The sequence below is a fragment of the Bacillus sp. Hm123 genome (assembly GCF_051842975.2).
Classification (GTDB): domain Bacteria; phylum Bacillota; class Bacilli; order Bacillales; family Domibacillaceae; genus Bacillus_CE.
In genome coordinates this window covers 1,312,672-1,331,762 of record NZ_CM200277.1, presented here as the reverse complement: position 1 = coordinate 1,331,762, position 19,091 = coordinate 1,312,672, and the positions used below count along the sequence as shown (strand labels likewise).

At 39.5% G+C, this 19,091-nt stretch carries 19 protein-coding genes; all 19 read right to left on the bottom strand.

All coding sequences use genetic code 11. The annotated features are described in order from the left end of the window. Window positions 1-10: 10 nt before the first annotated feature. Window positions 11-1,600, bottom strand: coding sequence for a flagellar basal-body MS-ring/collar protein FliF (gene fliF, locus ACSVDJ_RS06945; RefSeq protein ID WP_439169233.1), 1,590 nt, complete (start codon window positions 1,598-1,600; stop codon window positions 11-13). Between the two features lie 50 nt (window positions 1,601-1,650). Next, entirely contained in the window at window positions 1,651-1,944 is a 294-nt protein-coding gene (gene fliE, locus ACSVDJ_RS06940) for a flagellar hook-basal body complex protein FliE (RefSeq protein ID WP_518620617.1), read from the bottom strand. Window positions 1,945-1,973: 29 nt separating this feature from the next. Then, window positions 1,974-2,432 (bottom strand): flagellar basal body rod protein FlgC, encoded by a 459-nt coding sequence (gene flgC, locus ACSVDJ_RS06935; protein WP_439169234.1) that lies wholly within the window; start codon window positions 2,430-2,432, stop codon window positions 1,974-1,976. Window position 2,433: 1 nt separating this feature from the next. Beyond that, window positions 2,434-2,826 (bottom strand): flagellar basal body rod protein FlgB, encoded by a 393-nt coding sequence (flgB, locus tag ACSVDJ_RS06930; protein ID WP_439169235.1) that lies wholly within the window; start codon window positions 2,824-2,826, stop codon window positions 2,434-2,436. Between the two features lie 325 nt (window positions 2,827-3,151). Then, complete coding sequence (codY, locus tag ACSVDJ_RS06925; RefSeq protein ID WP_439169237.1) at window positions 3,152-3,931, bottom strand: GTP-sensing pleiotropic transcriptional regulator CodY; 780 nt, start codon at window positions 3,929-3,931, stop codon at window positions 3,152-3,154. 101 nt (window positions 3,932-4,032) lie between these two features. Then, entirely contained in the window at window positions 4,033-5,445 is a 1,413-nt protein-coding gene (hslU, locus tag ACSVDJ_RS06920) for an ATP-dependent protease ATPase subunit HslU (protein ID WP_439169238.1), read from the bottom strand. Window positions 5,446-5,458: 13 nt separating this feature from the next. Further along, window positions 5,459-6,004 carry an ATP-dependent protease subunit HslV gene (hslV, locus tag ACSVDJ_RS06915; protein WP_439169239.1) on the bottom strand — a complete coding sequence of 182 codons (546 nt, stop codon included), beginning with the start codon at window positions 6,002-6,004 and terminating at the stop codon, window positions 5,459-5,461. Window positions 6,005-6,021: 17 nt separating this feature from the next. Next, the gene (xerC, locus tag ACSVDJ_RS06910; RefSeq protein ID WP_439169240.1) at window positions 6,022-6,924 is read right to left on the bottom strand and encodes a tyrosine recombinase XerC; all 903 of its coding nucleotides are present in this window, start codon (window positions 6,922-6,924) and stop codon (window positions 6,022-6,024) included. 60 nt (window positions 6,925-6,984) lie between these two features. Next, entirely contained in the window at window positions 6,985-8,289 is a 1,305-nt protein-coding gene (trmFO, locus tag ACSVDJ_RS06905) for an FADH(2)-oxidizing methylenetetrahydrofolate--tRNA-(uracil(54)-C(5))-methyltransferase TrmFO (RefSeq protein WP_439169241.1), read from the bottom strand. Between the two features lie 127 nt (window positions 8,290-8,416). Beyond that, window positions 8,417-10,495 carry a type I DNA topoisomerase gene (topA, locus tag ACSVDJ_RS06900; protein ID WP_439169242.1) on the bottom strand — a complete coding sequence of 693 codons (2,079 nt, stop codon included), beginning with the start codon at window positions 10,493-10,495 and terminating at the stop codon, window positions 8,417-8,419. A gap of 260 nt (window positions 10,496-10,755) precedes the next feature. Further along, window positions 10,756-11,532 carry a DNA-processing protein DprA gene (gene dprA, locus ACSVDJ_RS06895; protein ID WP_518620313.1) on the bottom strand — a complete coding sequence of 259 codons (777 nt, stop codon included), beginning with the start codon at window positions 11,530-11,532 and terminating at the stop codon, window positions 10,756-10,758. A 227-nt stretch (window positions 11,533-11,759) separates the two neighbouring features. Beyond that, window positions 11,760-12,662: a succinate--CoA ligase subunit alpha gene (gene sucD, locus ACSVDJ_RS06890; RefSeq protein ID WP_439169244.1), complete on the bottom strand. Its 903-nt coding sequence runs from the start codon at window positions 12,660-12,662 to the stop codon at window positions 11,760-11,762. 36 nt (window positions 12,663-12,698) lie between these two features. After that, complete coding sequence (gene sucC / locus ACSVDJ_RS06885) at window positions 12,699-13,862, bottom strand: ADP-forming succinate--CoA ligase subunit beta (RefSeq protein WP_094835652.1); 1,164 nt, start codon at window positions 13,860-13,862, stop codon at window positions 12,699-12,701. A 221-nt stretch (window positions 13,863-14,083) separates the two neighbouring features. Beyond that, window positions 14,084-14,353 carry an EscU/YscU/HrcU family type III secretion system export apparatus switch protein gene (locus ACSVDJ_RS06880; protein ID WP_439169245.1) on the bottom strand — a complete coding sequence of 90 codons (270 nt, stop codon included), beginning with the start codon at window positions 14,351-14,353 and terminating at the stop codon, window positions 14,084-14,086. Beyond that, on the bottom strand, window positions 14,350-16,239 hold the full coding sequence (locus ACSVDJ_RS06875; protein ID WP_439169246.1) for a TP0910 N-terminal domain-containing protein: 1,890 nt from the start codon (window positions 16,237-16,239) through the stop codon (window positions 14,350-14,352). Before ACSVDJ_RS06875 ends, ACSVDJ_RS06880 begins: the two co-directional genes overlap by 4 nt. A gap of 12 nt (window positions 16,240-16,251) precedes the next feature. Next, window positions 16,252-17,028 (bottom strand): ribonuclease HII, encoded by a 777-nt coding sequence (gene rnhB, locus ACSVDJ_RS06870; RefSeq protein ID WP_439169247.1) that lies wholly within the window; start codon window positions 17,026-17,028, stop codon window positions 16,252-16,254. Between the two features lie 94 nt (window positions 17,029-17,122). Further along, window positions 17,123-17,992: a ribosome biogenesis GTPase YlqF gene (gene ylqF / locus ACSVDJ_RS06865; protein ID WP_439169249.1), complete on the bottom strand. Its 870-nt coding sequence runs from the start codon at window positions 17,990-17,992 to the stop codon at window positions 17,123-17,125. Between the two features lie 34 nt (window positions 17,993-18,026). Then, window positions 18,027-18,563, bottom strand: a complete 537-nt coding sequence (gene lepB / locus ACSVDJ_RS06860; protein WP_439169250.1) for a signal peptidase I — start codon at window positions 18,561-18,563, stop codon at window positions 18,027-18,029. A gap of 110 nt (window positions 18,564-18,673) precedes the next feature. Next, entirely contained in the window at window positions 18,674-19,018 is a 345-nt protein-coding gene (gene rplS, locus ACSVDJ_RS06855) for a 50S ribosomal protein L19 (protein WP_439169251.1), read from the bottom strand. Window positions 19,019-19,091 lie beyond the last annotated feature (73 nt).

Sequence of the window (19,091 nt, the reverse complement as noted above, 5' to 3'; positions counted from 1 at the left end):
CTAATCCCTCCTAATCCTCTGATAACCATGACCGCAATAACTTAGCAAATTCTTCCGGCTTATCTTTTGCCATTTTCTCTAACTGTTTTCTTTTTACAGATCCTTCGTCTGTTACTTCTTTAATGTCAGCAATCGTTTCAAGGATTTCTAGATCGTCTTCTAACTCTTCCTCATCTTCATCCCTATTTCTACGAGAGCGAACCATTAAGAAAGCTAATAAACCAATAACAACTAGTAAAATTCCACCAATCACATAAGCCCACCACGGTAATAACGGTTGTTCTTTTTCTTCAAAATCAACTTTTCCATTGAATGGTTGAACTGAAACAGCGATCTTATTCTCTAAATCTTGATCAGTCAGCTCCGCCCCGTATCCTTTGTCAATAGATGTGCGCACGATTGTCCCAAGCATTTGTTGAATATCATCTACCCGCTCTTGCGGAAGTGATTCTGGATCGTTAGGTTTAGGTGGTTCCACCATAACTTGGATACCTAAATCTCTTATTTTATAAGGGCTTTCCGTAATGACTTTTCGAATTCGATTCACTTCATTGTTAATCGTTTCTTCTGTTCGTTCATAATCTCCCGAATCACCCGCGCCTTGCATGTAAGTAGAACCTAGAGCATCAGCAGGGTCCTCTCCTTGAGGAACACCACCAGCAGCAGCTCCATCACCAGTAAATGTTTCTGTAATCCTTTGAGCGCTAATTTGAATTCCTTCCATGTTATCTTCGTCCACAGGAGTGACAAGATTTTCTTCTCGTTTTTCTTGTGTAAAATCAATATCTGCTGTAACAGATGCGACTACTTTCCCTTGTCCCATTAATGTACCAAGCATGCTTTGAACTTGACGTTGAATATCACGTTCAATTTGTCGTTTCACATCCATTTGCTGAACGAGACTATTTCCAGAAACTGAACTGCCATTTTGAATATCAAAGTACTCAAAGTTTTGATTCATAATGACGATGTTTTCTGTCGGTAAATTCGATACACTTTTAGACACTAAATGATATAAAGATTTAATTTGCTTTTCATCAAACTGGTATCCCGGTTCTGTATTTAAGACGACAGAAGCAGAGGCTTTCTCTCCGTTCTCTTTGATGAATACATCTTTTTCTGGAAGGGTGATCATTACTTTTGCATCTTTGACTCCTTCAATTCCTGTCATGAGCTGAGCTAGTTCTGTCTGCATCGCATCGAGTTTCATAATGTTAAACTCGTTATCTGTCATACCAAAACCAGCATTTTCACTAAAAAAGCTATAATCAATGCTACCCGACTTCGGAAGTCCCTCAGCTGCTAAATCTACTTTTAACGTATCTACTGCTTCTGTTGGAACAAGAATTCCTGTTCCGCCTTCCGTAATCTCATATGTAACTCCTCGCCCATCTAGATTTTCTTTAATTGCTCCAATCTCAGTAGGGGAAAGATCACTATATAGTGGAACCATATCCTTTTTTGTTGCAAACAGAACTGTTATTGTGATAGCCACTATAAATAGTAAAAAGGCACCGATTCCAATTATCTTTTGCTTTTTCGTTCGACTGTTCCAGTATTCCTTCAAGTTATGTACTTGCTGACTAAATTTATCATTCATCACAATCCCCCGGTTATTTCACTACTAGTTGCAAATTTTCTCATATACTATTACATTTGCATTCTCATGATTTCTTGATATGCTTCAACCACTTTATTTCTGACTTCCATCGTCAACTGCATGGAAACACTCGCTTTTTGACTTGCGATGAGCACTTGATGAAGGTCGACATTTTCTCCGCGAATTAATTTATCTGTCATTTGTGTCGATTTTGTCTCTACTTTATTCAATTCATTGATTGAATTCTTCAGCATGCTAGCGAAATTTTCTTGCGCTTCACTAGGAGACAGTTTTTTGCTATTTTCTATCGCAGTTGTTTTTATAAACGGGGATACTCCCTGAATTGATTCAATAGCCACCTTGTTCACCTCCGTTATTTGCCAATTTCTAATGTTTTCATCATCATTGATTTAGCTGAATTGAATACTGTTACATTCGCCTCATAAGACCGAGTTGCTGACATTAAATCCACCATTTCCCTTAAAGGGTCAACATTAGGCATTTGTACATACCCTTCTTCATTCGCATCTGGGTGGCTTGGATCATATACCATTTTGTATGGAGTTTCATTGTCATCAATAATTTTTGTCACTTTGACTCCGTCACCTACTCCGTTTGTTTCCCTGCCCATCGCTGTATTTAAAAAGCTAGCGAATTGACCTTGTTTCGGTTGTAACACGACAGATTTCCGTTGATATGGTTGCCATTCTCCATTGACTAACTTAGCACGAGTCGATTCCATATTCGCCATGTTCGAAGAGACAACATCCATTCTCAACCTTTGGGCTGTTAAGGCAGATGACGTGATGTTCATGCTTTGAAACATGGACATATTATCTTCCTCCTTTTATTACATTTTTAAGAGAATTAAATTTCCCAGACATTCGATCAGTAAGCGCGTTGAAGTAAATTTGATTGGTCGCTAAGTCAGACATTTCTTTATCAACATCCACACTATTTCCATTTTGGTTATAAGAAACATTTCGTTTCGTTACAACAGCTGGATGATGGCTATTCGATTGAAATTCAAAATGACGCAAATCGGTGCGATTGGAGGTTATTACATCATTTAGTTCGTCTGTAAAAATCTTCTTAAAACTAACATCTTTCGCTTTATAGTTCGGTGTATCTGCATTAGCAATATTGTTCGCTAATGTTTTTTGCTTTAATGCTGAATAATTCAACCCCTTCTCCAAAGTTACAAAAGAACCACTAAATAAATTCACTTACGATCACTCCAGATTTAACTTTATTATTAAATTACCAACAATCATTACTAATCGACATATACCTTTAAATTTCTGCAATTAAATATACTACAAATCCACCTAATACACACTATACTTTACAAAAACTAAACATTTTTTTATAAAGCTCGGATAAAAGAAATTAGAAATAGGTTATATGTCATGAAAATCCACTTTTTCCGAAAACATATATCCTTATTTAATCACAAATATATACGAACAACAAATGATAAAAAGCACAAATTTCGTAAAAAAACAAAAACCGTCTGTCGAAAACAGACGGTTTTTGTTTTTTTATTATAGATTAGTTTGATTTCAGTTTTTCTAATTCCATTAAAAACTTATCATTTAGGACTTTAATATACGTTCCTTTCATCCCTAACGAACGAGATTCAATAACGCCCGCACTTTCTAGTTTGCGAAGCGCATTTACAATAACTGAACGTGTAATCCCTACTCGATCAGCAATTTTAGATGCAACTAATAGTCCTTCTTTTCCATCTAGTTCTTCAAAAATATGCTCAATTGCTTCTAACTCACTATAAGACAGTGAACTAATCGCCATCTGAACAACCGCTTTACTTCTTGCTTCTTCCTCGATTTCTTCTGTTTTCTCGCGTAAAATTTCCATTCCAACGACCGTAGCACCATATTCCGCTAAAATGAGATCATCGTCATGAAATTGCTCTTCAAGACGAGCAAGAACCAATGTTCCTAACCGTTCTCCAGCACCGCTAATCGGTACAATTGTCGTAAAGCCATTTTTGAATAATTCCTTATTTTCGACAGGGAATGCCGTATACTCACTGTTTACATCTAGATTAGAAGAAGTCTCTTGAATGTTGAAAAGATTGTTTGTGTACTCTTCAGGAAATTGGCGCTCAGCTAACATTTGTTTCATGCGATCATTCTCGATTTGTTGGTTAACCCCGAATCCTAATAGCTTCCCACGACGACTGACAACGAAAATATTCGCTTCAATTACTTCAGAAAGAGAATCTGCCATTTCCTTGAAGTTAACTGATTTACCAGCTGCGTTTTGCAGCATTTTATTAATTTTTCTTGTTTTATCTAATAAATTCATTATTGTGTCCTCCTACAAATGACTGAATACTCTACAGTCGATCCTAATATTTCATTTTTTAGTATATTTTCTCTTACCCATATTGTAGGCATTTCGAAACATTATAATATAAATTGACTTAAATCTTTATTTCGCGAAATAGCCTCTAATTTTTCATTAACATACTGAGAGGTAATTGTGATTTTTTCCATTGTGATCTCAGGCGCTTCGAAGGATAAATCTTCAAGTAACTTTTCCATAATTGTATGAAGTCTACGCGCACCAATATTATCAGTATTTTGATTCACTTCAAAAGCCATTTCAGCAATTCTACGAATAGCATCGTCAGAAAATTCAATTTCTATACCTTCCGTTTCCAATAATGCCTCATATTGCTTTAACAATGCATTATCTGGTTCAACAAGGATGCGAACAAAATCTTCCACCGCTAACTTTTGTAGTTCAACTCGAATCGGAAAACGACCTTGTAATTCTGGTATTAAATCTGACGGCTTTGACATATGAAAAGCCCCTGCCGCAATAAAAAGAATAAAGTCCGTTTTGATTGATCCATATTTCGTGACAATTGTTGATCCTTCAACAATCGGTAAAATATCTCTTTGAACTCCTTCTCGTGAAACACTTCCTGAAGAAGCAGTTGCACCTTTAGCAGCTACTTTATCGATTTCATCAATGAAAATAATCCCGGTTTGTTCCGCACGATTTACAGCCTCCTGCGTCACATCATCCATATCAATAAGCTTTTGCGCTTCTTCCATCGTTAAAGCTTTCCGAGCTTCTTTCACCGCTAGTTTTCTTTTCTTTTTCTTTTTAGGCATTAAGCTACCGAGTGCATCCTGCATATTCATTCCCATTTGCTCCATTCCAGAGCCTTGGAACATATCGAACATTGATGGCGGTTGTTCTTCCACTTCAATGGTCACCATTTCTTCTTCCATCTCACCACGCGCCAAGCGATCAGCAACCATTTGTCGCTGTTCACGCATCGTCGCTTCTTCCGTTGAATCGTCCGCACTCGTATCTACTTGGTTTCCATTGCCGCCAAATAACATTTCAAACGGATTTTTCATCGTAGTACCTTTCTTCTTTGAAGGTACTAGCAATTCCACTAATCGTTTATTTGCCGCTTCTTTTGCAGGCTCTTGTACAGCCTCAATTCGCTCCTCTTTCACGATTCGAACAGCTGTTTCAACTAAATCACGTACCATAGATTCCACATCACGCCCAACATAGCCGACCTCTGTGAATTTCGTCGCCTCAACCTTTACGAAAGGGGCGCCTGCTAGCTTAGCAATTCGACGAGCAATTTCCGTTTTACCTACTCCGGTTGGACCGATCATTAATATATTTTTCGGGATGACTTCATCTCGTATTTGTTCATGCAAGAAGCTACGACGATAACGATTTCTTAATGCAATAGCTACCGCCTTTTTCGCATCCTTTTGTCCTACAATATACTGATCTAAGCGTTCAACGATTTGTCTAGGTGTTAACTGTAATGATTTGTTCTCCATGTCTCTTCACTCCTCAGTCGAGTTCTTCCACAATGACCTGATCATTCGTATACACACATATTTCACCAGCAATTTCAAGAGCTGCTTTTGCAATCTCCTTTGCTGTTAAATGTTCACCAGAAAATTTCTTTAGCGCTCTTCCAGCAGATAAAGCATAATTGCCACCAGAACCAATTGCTAATATGCCGTCATCAGGTTCAATCACTTCTCCTGTCCCAGAAATTAACAGAAGATTTTGTTCATCCATCACGATCAGCATCGCTTCTAACCTACGCAATACTTTATCTGATCTCCACTCTTTCGCTAGCTCCACAGCTGCACGTTGTAAATTACCATTATATTCTTGAAGTCGAGTTTCGAATAGCTCAAAAAGAGTAAAGGCATCTGCTACTGATCCAGCAAAGCCAGCAAGTACTTTTCCATTAAATAACTTACGCACTTTGCGAGCGGTATGTTTCATGACTACAGCATTTCCAAATGTCACCTGACCATCTCCTGACATGGCGCACTTTCCTTTATGCTGTACCGCAAATATAGTCGTTGCATGAAATTGTCCCATTACTATAGACTCCTCCTTTAGGCACGCGGATGGTGTGATAAGTACGTTTTTCGCAAATGCTCTTTTGTAACATGCGTATAGATTTGAGTGGAAGACAGGTGAGTATGACCGAGTAACTCCTGCACCGTCCTCATATCCGCTCCGTTATTCAACAAATGAGTAGCGAACGTGTGCCGTAACATATGTGGATAAATCTTCCCTGTTAACGAAGCCTGACTAATAAGCTTCGTTAATATATAGCGGATTCCCCGTGGTGTCAACGAATCTCCTCTATGATTAACAAATAAATAATCATGTTTCTTGACTGATTTCATTAACGTTTCTCTCGGTTCACCTATGTATCTTTGTAGCGCCTGATGAGCAAAGCTTCCAAAAGGTACATAACGCTGTTTTTGACCTTTTCCATGAATAAGCATGACCGACATTTCGAAATCGATATCCTTTAGTTCGATTGCTGTACATTCACTCACGCGCATGCCCGTTGCATAAAGAAGCTCTAGCAACGCCTTATTACGTATTTGCAATGCGCTTTCTCCTTCACACACAGCAAAAAGCTCCTCCATTTCTTCTTCATAAAAAAAGGAAGGTAACTTCTTCATTTCTTTTCGATGTTGAACGAGGACGAAAGGATTTTCTTCCACGACCTTCTCTCGAACTAAATAGCGAAAAAAACTCCGTAAACTCGAAATTTTTCTGGCAATGGATGATCTAGCCAGCTGCCTTTCATGAAGTTCTGTTAAATACAAACGAACGTTAAAATATTCAATATGCTCTAACGCCACAATACTTTGTTCATTAGTGAACGTAAAAAAATCATCAATATCTCTTTCGTACCCCTCTATTGTATAAGCAGAGTAATTTTTCTCGATTCGTAAATATTCAATAAAGCTTCGTAAGTAGTTATTGAAAAGTTTCGACATCAATACACCCCATAAAGGCTACTAAATAGTAGCACACTACTGTAGCCCATGCAATAAAGTTTACAAGCTTTTCACAAAAGTTCGAATTTTATCTAATGCCCGAGTAGCGTGCGCTTCATAACGCTCCTTTTTATTCCTAATCTTGACGGGAAGCTCAGGGTATAAACCAAAGTTGGCATTCATCGGTTGAAAGTTCTTTTCATTAGCGGTTGTAATATAGCGAGCCATACTGCCAATACTTGTTTCAGCAGGGGCAACTAATGGATCTTTCCCCTGTGCTAATCTCGCAGCATTGATCCCCGCCATTAATCCACTAGCTGCCGATTCAACATATCCTTCAACTCCGGTCATCTGACCAGCAAATAGTAAACGCTCCTGATCTTTTAATTGATAAGTTGACTTTAGCACTTTTGGTGAATTAATGAATGTATTTCTGTGCATCACTCCATAGCGAATAATTTCCGCTTGCTCAAGGCCCGGGATCAATCTCATCACTTCTTTTTGCGGACCCCATTTCAAGTGAGTTTGAAACCCAACAATATTATACAAAGTTCCGGCTGCATCGTCTTGTCTTAACTGCACAACAGCGTATGGTCTTTTTCCTGTTTTCGGATCTTCCAACCCAACAGGCTTCATCGGCCCAAACAACATCGTTTTCTTACCACGTTTAGCTAGCACTTCAATTGGCATACAACCTTCAAAAAATATTTCCTTTTCAAACTCTTTTAAAGGCACCGTTTCAGCTGAAATTAACGCCTCATAAAAACGATCAAATTCTTCTTCTGTCATTGGACAGTTTAAATAAGCCGCTTCTCCTTTATCATAACGAGATTTCAAATACACCTTATTCATATCTATGCTGTCTTTTTCAATAATAGGAGCAGCTGCATCATAAAAATATAAATAATCTTGGCCGGTTAATTCTTTTAACTTTTCAGATAGTGCTGGACTTGTCAATGGTCCTGTCGCAATCACTGTAATGCCTTCAGGAATTTCCGTGACTTCCTCATGAAACACAGTGACATTCGGATGGTTCTTCACTCTTTCTGTCACTTTTGCGGCAAACTCATGACGGTCAACAGCTAATGCTCCCCCTGCTGGCACGGCACAATCGTCTGCAGCGGAAATAATCACTGAGTTTAAGTTTCTCATTTCTTCTTTCAGTACACCGACCGCATTTGTTAATCCATTCGCACGCAAGGAATTACTGCATACTAGTTCAGCAAATTGATCAGTATGATGAGCAGGTGTTTGCTTCACTGGACGCATTTCATATAAATGCACCTTGATGCCTCTTTCTGCTATTTGATATGCCGCTTCACTTCCCGCTAAACCGGCACCTATGACATTAACTATTTGTTCCATATCTATCACAACCTCCCGAACAATTATTGGTACGTACAAGTATATCCCTAAAGCATTGTACAACAGACGTTCCTATAAAAAAAGTATTATATATTAAAAAACAGAAAAAAGCGGGTTTTCCCCGCTTTTACGTCTGTGGTTCCTCTTTATAGTCACAACCGGTACATTGGATTTGCACACCTTTTTTCAGTTTCTTTTCCACTAACAGTTGTTCACATTTCGGACATTTCCTTTCAATTGGCTTATCCCACGATAGAAAATCGCATTCCGGAAAATGATCACAACCGTAAAAAATTCGTCGTTTCTTACTTTTTCTTTCTATTATATTGCCTTCACTACACTTCGGACATTTCACACCAATTTCTTTCACAATCGCTTTTGTGTTTCGGCAGTCTGGGAAATTGGAGCAAGCCATAAATTTGCCATAGCGACCCATTTTAAAGACCATCGGATGACCACAACTTTCACAATCTTCACCTGCTGGTTCATCTTTGATTTCTACTTGTTCCATCTCAGCTTCTGCCTTGACTAAATGCTTTTCAAAGCCTTTGTAAAATTCATCAATCACTTGAACCCATTCTACTTGTCCGTCTTCTACATTATCAAGATCTCTTTCCATTTTCGCTGTGAATTCTACATCGATGATATCATAGAAAAATTCAACCATTAATTCATGGATGATTTCACCTAGCTCTGTCGGAACGAAACGCTTATTATCTAGCGATACATAGCCGCGCTTTTGAATCGTATCTAACGTCGGAGCAAAAGTAGACGGGCGACCGATACCAAGTTCTTCAAGTGTTTTCACAAGACGAGCCTCTGTATATCTAGGTGGCGGTTGCGTAAAATGCTGCTTCGGATCAATTTCTTCAGCCTTCACTTGATCTCCCACTTCTAAATTTGGCAGTTGCTTTTCTTTCTCTTCTTGTCCATCGTCTGATCCTTCTACATATACTTTCATAAACCCAGGAAATTTAACTTTGGAACCGGTTGCACGAAAAGTCACTTCCCCATTAACGACATCCGCACTGACCGTATCCATCACAGCAGCAGCCATTTGACTAGCAAGGAACCTTTCCCAAATCAATTTGTATAAGCGAAGTTGATCTCTTGATAAGGAATTTTTTAAACTGCTCGGTTCTTTCAAAATACTAGTGGGACGAATAGCTTCATGTGCATCTTGAGCATTCGATTGTTTTTTCTCTTTCTTTTCTACGGCTTTTGTTGTGAATTCTTCACCATGAGTTGTCTTCACATAATCATATGCTTCCTTTTGAGCCACTTCGGAAATTCTCGTTGAATCGGTTCTCATATACGTAATTAAACCGACCGTTCCTTCCTTTCCAAGATCGATCCCTTCATACAATTGCTGGGCAAGCATCATCGTTTTTTTCGCTCTAAAATTTAATTTGCGCGCTGCTTCCTGTTGAAGAGATGACGTGGTAAAAGGTGGAGCTGGATTTCTTTTTCGCTCTTTCTTCGTTACATTCGCCAACTGAAATTCGTTGCCTTGAATTGCTGAAAGTATCGCTTTCACTTCTTCTTCAGATTTCAATGCCACTTTCTTTCCAGCTTTTCCATAAAAGGTTGCTTGGAACGTGTCTTGATCTTTCAAGAACTTCGCATTAATCGTCCAATATTCCTCTGGTTGGAAGTGTTGAATTTCTTTTTCGCGATCAATAATTAACCTTAAGGCAACCGACTGGACCCTTCCAGCACTAAGCCCCTTCTTTACTTTCTTCCAAAAAAGCGGACTTATGTTATAACCAACAAGACGATCTAATATTCTACGTGCTTGCTGAGCATCAACAAGATCCATATTAATCGGTCTTGGATGTTTGAACGATTCTTTAATCGCATCTTTGGTAATTTCATTAAACACCACTCGACAATCAGATGTAATATCGAGATTTAAACTATGTGCTAAATGCCAAGCAATCGCTTCTCCCTCTCTGTCGGGGTCCGATGCAAGGTAAATTTTCTTCGCTTTTTTCGCTGCTGTCTTTAACTCTTTCAAAACAGGCCCTTTGCCGCGAATCGTTATATATTTCGGTTCGTATTGATGGGTTACATCTACACCCATCTGACTTTTGGGCAAATCACGTACATGGCCCATGGATGCTTTCACTTTATATCTCTTCCCCAAATAACGTTCAATCGTTTTTGCTTTTGCAGGGGATTCTACTATTACTAAATAATCTGACATGCCTAAACCTCCCCTAGAGGTGAAAATAAATAGATGTAACAAACATTATTATCTGTCTTCATAAAGATTGTCAATCAATTCGCGTTTATTTTCTCTATTTCGTTTTCCCTGTATAAATATTTCTTTTGCCTTATAGTTAAAAATGATGATTCTTTTGCAAAATTTAATACAGATTACGAAGAATTGCAACCTTTTTTTAAAAAACTTTCCAAAAAGAATCGACGGAAGGGGAGGTTTTTCCGAGTTTCTTCATTATATTTTCATCCACTTTTAATGATTTCATTTAAAATATCTTCACTCGTTCTCACTAATTTGGCACCATCATTTATTAAATCATTTGTTCCTTCTGACAAGGGATCATTAATTTTCCCTGGGATACAAAAAACCTCTCTTCCTTGTTCTAAAGCACAATATGCTGTGATTAAAGAGCCGCTTTTTTTCCCCGCTTGCACGACTAATGTACCAAGTGAAAGTCCACTAATGATTCGATTTCTCGCCGGAAATTGCCATTTTTGCGGACGGGTATTCGGAGGGTATTCGGATAAGATCAGGTGAGTTTTCGCCATTTCACGGGCAAATGAAATATGCTCTGCTGGATAAAGATGCTGAAATCCCCCAGCGATTACGGCGATCGTCCGACCTGACAACTTCATCGCCTCTTGATGGGCAAATATATCGATTCCTTTCGCTAAACCGCTCACGATCACGCATTGCTGTTCGACAAGTTTCGGCATAAGTAATTGAATCGACTGCAATCCATATTCATTCGCTTTCCTAGCACCAACGATGGCTAACTTTCGTTCAGATGACAATAAGGAGAGATCCCCTAATGCATATAAGCCCCAAGGCGGTTGTGGAAGGTGAGATAAAAGTTTAGGGTATTTTTCACTATACAAGGGAATAAAAGATATTTTTTTAGATTCATACGCTTGGAGAGTAGGTTCAATAGGTTGTTGTAGATGTTTAATAAGCTGAGAGGCTTGAGAGCTTGAAATGTTTAATAACGAAGAACAATAAGAAGATGAATAATTATACAAACTGTCTAAATTTGGATCTTTCTTTAGTAATAAATAAATCGATTTCCAGCCAATCAATGGACAATGCTGTAAGTGAATAAGCTTTTGGGTGAACAGGTCCAGGATGAACTCCTCCTTTATTTTGACTTATTTCAATGAGCCAAAAAGCAACGCTATCTTAATAGTAGAAACAGCCTCACGTCTTATGATATGAGGCTGCGATCTACTGTCGTTATATTAAGTATGAATTAATGAGTTTTACACTCGTCATAAATACCTTTTTCTTTAATCACTTCGATTAACGTTTCACCCATAACAGATGGTGTTTCAGCTACTTTAATACCGCATTCGTTCATTACGCGGATTTTTTCGTCAGCTGTACCTTTTCCGCCAGAGATAATCGCACCAGCATGGCCCATGCGCTTTCCTGGAGGTGCTGTACGTCCACCGATAAAGCCAACAACTGGCTTCGTCATGTTTTCTTTCACCCATAATGCTGCTTCTTCTTCAGCTGTTCCACCGATTTCACCAATCATGATCACAGCTTTTGTTTCTGGATCTTCATTGAATGCTTTTAATACATCAATGAAATCTGTTCCGTTTACAGGATCTCCACCGATTCCAACAGCAGTTGTTTGACCGATGCCTGCTTGTGACAATTGATGAACAGCTTCATAAGTTAATGTACCAGAGCGGGAAACAACGCCAACGTGACCTTTTGTATGAATGTAACCAGGCATGATACCAATTTTACATTCGCCAGGCGTGATAACACCAGGACAGTTCGGTCCAACTAAGCGAGTTTTCTTGTCTTGCATATAGCGTTTAACTTTCACCATATCAAGAACTGGAATGTGCTCTGTAATACAAATAACTAAATCAAGTTCAGCGTCTACTGCTTCAACGATCGCATCTGCAGCAAATGGAGCTGGAACGTAAACAACAGAAGCGTTTGCTCCAGTCGCTTTCACAGCATCTGCTACTGTATTGAATACAGGAACTCCTTCTACTTCTGTTCCACCTTTACCAGGCGTTACTCCACCAACGATTTGCGTGCCGTACTCAAGCATTTGCTTTGTATGGAAAAGAGCAGTAGAACCAGTAATACCTTGAACGATTACTTTCGTATCTTTATTAATAAATACACTCATGCCTATACCTGCCTTTCTATTGTCAACTCTCCGAAATTATTTGCCAACAAGTTCAACGATTTTTTGTGCGCCATCAGCCATAGACTCAGCTGCCACAATGTTGATATCAGATTCACTCAAAATTTGCTTTCCTAAGTCAACGTTCGTTCCTTCTAAACGCACCACTAATGGTACTGAAAGACCAACTTGCTTCGCCGCTTCTACGACACCAGTTGCGATAATGTCACATTTCATAATTCCACCGAAAATGTTAACGAAAATTCCTTTAACGTTTTGGTCAGAAAGAATGATTTTGAATGCTTCTGTTACCTTTTCAGCTGTTGCACCGCCCCCAACGTCAAGGAAGTTGGCCGGGTCGCCACCGTAATGCTTAATGATGTCCATCGTTGCCATCGCAAGACCTGCACCATTAACCATACAACCGATGTTACCATCAAGAGAGATATAGCTTAAGTCGTATTTAGATGCTTCGATTTCTTTCGGATCCTCTTCTGCTAAATCACGGAAATCTTGAATATCTTTATGGCGGTATAATGCGTTAGAATCAAAATTCCATTTCGCATCTAGTGCCATAACATTGCCGTCACCTGTAACCACTAATGGGTTAATCTCAGCAATTGAAGCGTCTTTTTCAACAAATGCTGCGTAAAGACCCATCATGAATTTCACTGCTTTATTCACAAGCTTCGCAGGGATGTTAATGTTAAACGCGATACGACGCGCTTGATATGGCATTAATCCTGTTACTGGATCAATTACTTCTTTGAAAATTTTCTCAGGAGTAGCTTCTGCCACTTCTTCAATTTCCGTTCCACCTTCTTCAGAAGCCATTAACACAACTTTTGAAGTCGCACGATCAAGAACAAGACCGATGTAATATTCCTTCTGGATATCACAGCCTTCTTCAATCAGTAAGCGCTTTACTTCTGTTCCGTCTGGACCATTTTGATGCGTGATAAGCGTTTTGCCTAAAATTTCTTCTGCATATGTACGCACTTCTTCAAGATTTTTTGCTACTTTTACTCCGCCTGCTTTACCGCGGCCACCTGCATGAATTTGCGCTTTAACGACGCAGATTTCTGTACCTAATTCTTTCGCTGCTTCAACCGCTTCTTCAACAGAGAAAGCAACTTTACCGTTTGGAACGGCTACCCCGTAACTTCTGAGGATTTCCTTACCTTGATACTCATGGATATTCATACTGATCCTCCTATCAATCTCAAAAAAAGTAGACTGCGCTTTCATTGTATATAAAGTCGGTATTGATGTCTACAATTTGTACATATTTTTGTTTGTAGTTTAAATTTTTTATTTTTTCATATTATTCCGTTGTTTCCGAACTTTTTCTACAACAACGGAATATGAGTCACGCAGCCCTTTTTTATATTGTCCCGGATCGAAAAGATTACACCTGTTTTTTGTTATTTTTTCTGCTGGTCTAATCGATAAATAAAGGCAAACACTTCAGCTACCACTTGATATAGCTCTTCGGGAATCGACTCGTTGATCTCTAACTTACCTAAAATTTCAACTAAGCTCGGGTCTTCTTGGATGGGAATATTATGTTCTTCCGCTTTTAGAATAATGTTTTCAGCGATTTTCCCTTTTCCTTTTGCTAACAGTGTCGGAGCTTGTTGCCCTGGCTGATAAGATAAAGCGGCCGCTTGCATTCTTTTTTCTTCTTTTTTCATATTCGAATATCCACTCCTGCATAAACCTGTTCATTCATAGCTTGAACGAAAGGTAGCACCTTTTTCTCCTCAGACTGTTTAAATTGCACCGTTGACAATTGATATCCTTTCGCTTCCACTCCTGCTTTTAGCACGGGCAACAACGGAGTAGCCATCGTTTGAATCCCCGGAACATCATTGAAGATTTGCAAGCTAATGATTCGGTTTTGCACTTGCATATCAATCACCGTTTCTTGTAAATGTTCAAGATTTAAGTAAAATAATACGCGGCAGTAGTCGGCATCTAACTGACCGCTTTCTTTTTTTCTTCCTGACCATTGCAACGTTACATCTGTTTGAAATCCGAATAAATTTAAGGGAGCTTGCATAATTAGCTGCTGCAGCGGACCATTTTCAGCGGATAAAATATGTTGAGCGTTTATTCGGCCAATCAGTTTCTCAGCGAGGTCTCTTGTCGATAATGGGATTTCCTCTCCCAACAACTTCAATAGCTGCGTCTTCATCATTTGTTCTACATTAACGTCCCCTATTTTTTTTGAGCTAAGGATTGCTTCTAAATCGATCCCTAGGGAAATAAAAGCTTCTTTCATTAACACATAGGCTTCTTTTCCCATCATTTGCATTTTCGCTTGATTATCGACCGACGACTGGACTTGTTGAAACAATGCTTCTTCTGAAGTCAATGCTACTTGCGGTTTCGCGACAATAGCCGCCGCCTCTTGTCGAAAGTTCTGGAGCATAGGCTCCTGTTCTTGATTGAGAAGTAATGCTAGCCCCTTCAACGCTTCTGCCGGCTTATCATTGAAGGCCATTAGTTTCGTTGCTAATTTAAAAATGGCTGGAAGCTGCTCTTGCGGCCGTTTATTTTCTTTTAAAGCCGCTACAAGTAAATCAATCTCCTCAACGACAGCTTGTGGGATAGCGGGCTGCTGAGAAACATTGAACAGCGCTTGTCGTAATTTGTCAACCGCTTGTTTACTAGGTTCGGTCATCAGTTGAGTGATCGCTGTTTGTAATTGATTAACGGCTGCAGGAAGCGGCAGTTTCTGAGCATTCCCCCCCATATCAGCCGCCTTTGTATCATTGGTCTTCCATTGCTGAACAACGGCTTCTAAAGCGTCTTGTATCGTCGCTGCTGAGCCAGGCATAAGCCCTAATGATTTTAATACAAGAAGAGCCTGATTTTTTTCCGTGCTCGAATAAGTTGATTGAGTGGCCCTGTCAATTAAAGTTGTCAATGTCTGCTGAACGGTACGTGCTGTGACTGGTTGTTGCCACTCTTTAATAGCCTTTAACAATTGAACAGCAGACTCAGGTAGATTGGGGAAGTTTTGCAAGTTTGTTGCTAACTGTTCCGTTAACTTGCCAAAACTGACTGGCGACTGCGCGCTGACTAATGCTTGAAATACATCTTTCGTCAGCGGTAGCGAACGATCAATCATCACTTTTAACGCTTGAATCCCTTCGTTAATTCCTGATTTCGCTAACCATTCTCCTACCTTCACGATCATGTCTTTCGTCAGCGGCAACCCTTCTTTAATCATCATTTGTACAAAAGCCTTATTTTCTTTTGAGGGCGGTAGCATCAGCTGTTTTAAAATCGACTCCGCCATTTGCTGTATACCGTCTCTCGATGAATTAGGAGCAGTCATTACCTTTAACTCAAGACCGTTTTCTACAGAGGTCACATTAAACCAATAACGTTCTCCAGCTTGTAACGGTGTCTCTAGCTTAGCAATTAGCTTGTTAGAGCCCACCATCACCTCCGCCATATCATTAGGAAGAACTTTTACCACTTTTCCAGAAAAAATTTGCCCCTCACTTAATTTCAAGGGCTGTCCCTTGCTCATTACACTTTTATTCGTTGCCATTAGCTCAATATTCAAGGCACACCCCTCCTATTGTTTCGCCGTTTTGACCATTTCTTTCACAGGCGCAAAGCTTTTGCGGTGAATCGGACTCGGCCCAAATGCTTGCAAGCCTTCTAAATGTTCTTTCGTACCGTAGCCCATATTTTTTTCAAAGCCATAATACGGGTAAATTAGTGCATATTCTTTCATCAATCGATCTCTCGTTACTTTTGCTACGACAGAAGCAGCTGCAATCGAAACGCTATGCGCATCACCTTTAATAATCGATGTTTGATCGATCGGTACATCTAATTTCATCGCATCGATCAACAAATGCTCCGGTGGTGTTTCTAGTGCAGCAACGGCCGCTTTCATCGCCTGTTTTGTCGCTTCATAAATATTCAAACGATCGATGTCTTCAGAGGATATAATCCCCACGCCTACACCTGCTTGTTCTATAATCACATCATAAAACTGCTCTCTTTTCGCTTCACTTAATTTCTTTGAATCATTTAATCCCGGTAAATAAAAATGCAAAGGCAGGATGACGGCGGCGGCTACGACTGGACCCGCTAGCGGCCCTCGTCCGACTTCATCAACTCCTGCTATGTACGTCATTCCTTTGTCTATGAGTGGTTGCTCGTATTGCAGCATTTCTTTATAAATTAGGCGATCTTTCTCAAGCTTCTCCTGCGCTTTATACCATTGCTTGACAGCTTGTTGGACACCTTTACGTGAATCGTTTTCAAACGATTGCAGCCGCGGATCTTCTTTTGATTGAATGTCTTTCAATAATATTTTCACTTCAGAGACAGATAAGTCCATATCATTTTCCTCACTTATTAATTGATTGCTCGACTACATTTTCTATTTATATCGGATGTTTAGGAATGAAATAAAGGCCCTTTTGTAAGGACCTTTAATTTTCATTATGGGGGAATGTATAGTCAGGATCGTCGAAAGTTAATCGACCTAGTTTTTCTCCACGAATATCACGGATAATAACTTCAGCCGTTTTATCATAATCGACCTCGAATTTATTCGCCAAACAACCTCTTAATTTTCCGATATGATTCAAGACATCAACTACTTCATCAAATAGTTCATCCATCTCATATCGTTCTTTCAATCGGTCAGGATAGTGCGTTTCTAAAAAGCGAAGAGCAAACATCGCTACATCTTGCAAATTTAAAATCGCATCTTTAATGGCACCAGTTAATGCTAGTTTATATCCGATTTCTTGATCTTCAAACTTCGGCCACAGGATACCCGGTGTGTCTAACAATTCCATCTCTTTCCCTGCTTTAATCCATTGCTGAGCTTTCGTTACGCCAGGCATATTTCCTGTTTTCGCGATATTTTTTTTCACTAATCGATTAATCAACGTAGATTTCCCGACGTTTGGAATACCGACGATCATCGCTCGAATCGCTCTCGGTCTAATGCCGCGAGCTTTCATGCGCTCCAGCTTCTCTTTTAACACTTCTTTCGCTGCTTTGCTAATCATTTGCAGTCCACTACCAGCCTGTGAATTGATCGGTAACACTTTAATTCCTGCGTTCTCAAAATAAGCTAGCCATTTAGTTGTCATTGCCGGGTCCGCTAAATCTGCCTTATTGAGTAAAACTAACCGCGGCTTTTGCTGGATAATTTCATCAACCATTGGATTTCTAGATGAAAGCGGAAGCCTAGCATCTACTAATTCAAAAATAATATCTACCAGCTTTAATTTTTCAGTTACTTCTCTTCTTGCTTTTGCCATGTGACCAGGAAACCATTGGATTGTCAAAAGCTTCACCTCCGCTCTAAGATGTGGGTTTCATTTAATCGACTAAGCGCATGCTTCCTAAAGGCCAGAAAACAACATTTGTATCTCCGACGACCTCATCCATACTTACCGTTCCAATATGTCGTCCATCTTTACTATAGAGACGGTTGTCACCAAGAACAAAGATTTCGCCTTCTGGCACCGTTTTACGCCCTGTGATTTCTTCTAAAGTAAAATCAGGGGTGAGCGGGCCTGGCTCTTGCTTCTTATATTCATCTAAATAAGGCTCTTCGTAGTATTTACCGTTAACGTATAGTTTATCGTCTTTATATTCGACCGTGTCCCCTGGAAGCCCGATGACTCGTTTAATATAGTCTTTGTTTTCAGGAGCATGAAAGACAACAATATCGAATCGTTCTGGACCACCAATTTTATTGACAATCATCCAATCTCCGTTATGTAAAGTTGGCATCATCGACTCTCCATCTACAACGATCGGTGCAATAATAAAATATCGAATGATAGCTGCAAGTCCGATTGCAATTAAAAAAGCTTTCGTCCATTCCCAAAACTCGTTCTTTTCCTTCGCCAAAATAACCACCACCTATTTTTTATATTACAATCATATCATGTAAAAACAGATAAAGAAAAGTAATGGGATTGAAAAAGGAGCTTGTTTCCAAGCTCCTTCTGCAAATCTTATTATCGAATTTCTTTAATACGAGCAGCTTTACCACGAAGGTTACGTAAGTAGTAAAGTTTCGCACGACGAACTTTACCGCGACGAGTCACTTCGATTTGAGCGATTTTTGGCGTGTGAAGTGGGAATGTACGTTCCACACCAACACCGTAAGAAATTTTGCGAACAGTGAATGTTTCGCTAATTCCGCCACCACGACGCTTGATTACTACACCTTCGAATACCTGAATACGCTCACGAGTACCCTCGATAACTTTCACGTGTACGCGAACTGTATCTCCAGGACGGAAAGATGGTAAATCTGAACGAAGTTGTTCTTGAGTAAGTTCTTGAATTAATTTTTGCATTATATTCCTCTCCTTCTAACAGATGCTCTTATCGGCTTTATTTACCCCAGCGGAACACCGTTTTAATGGGCTG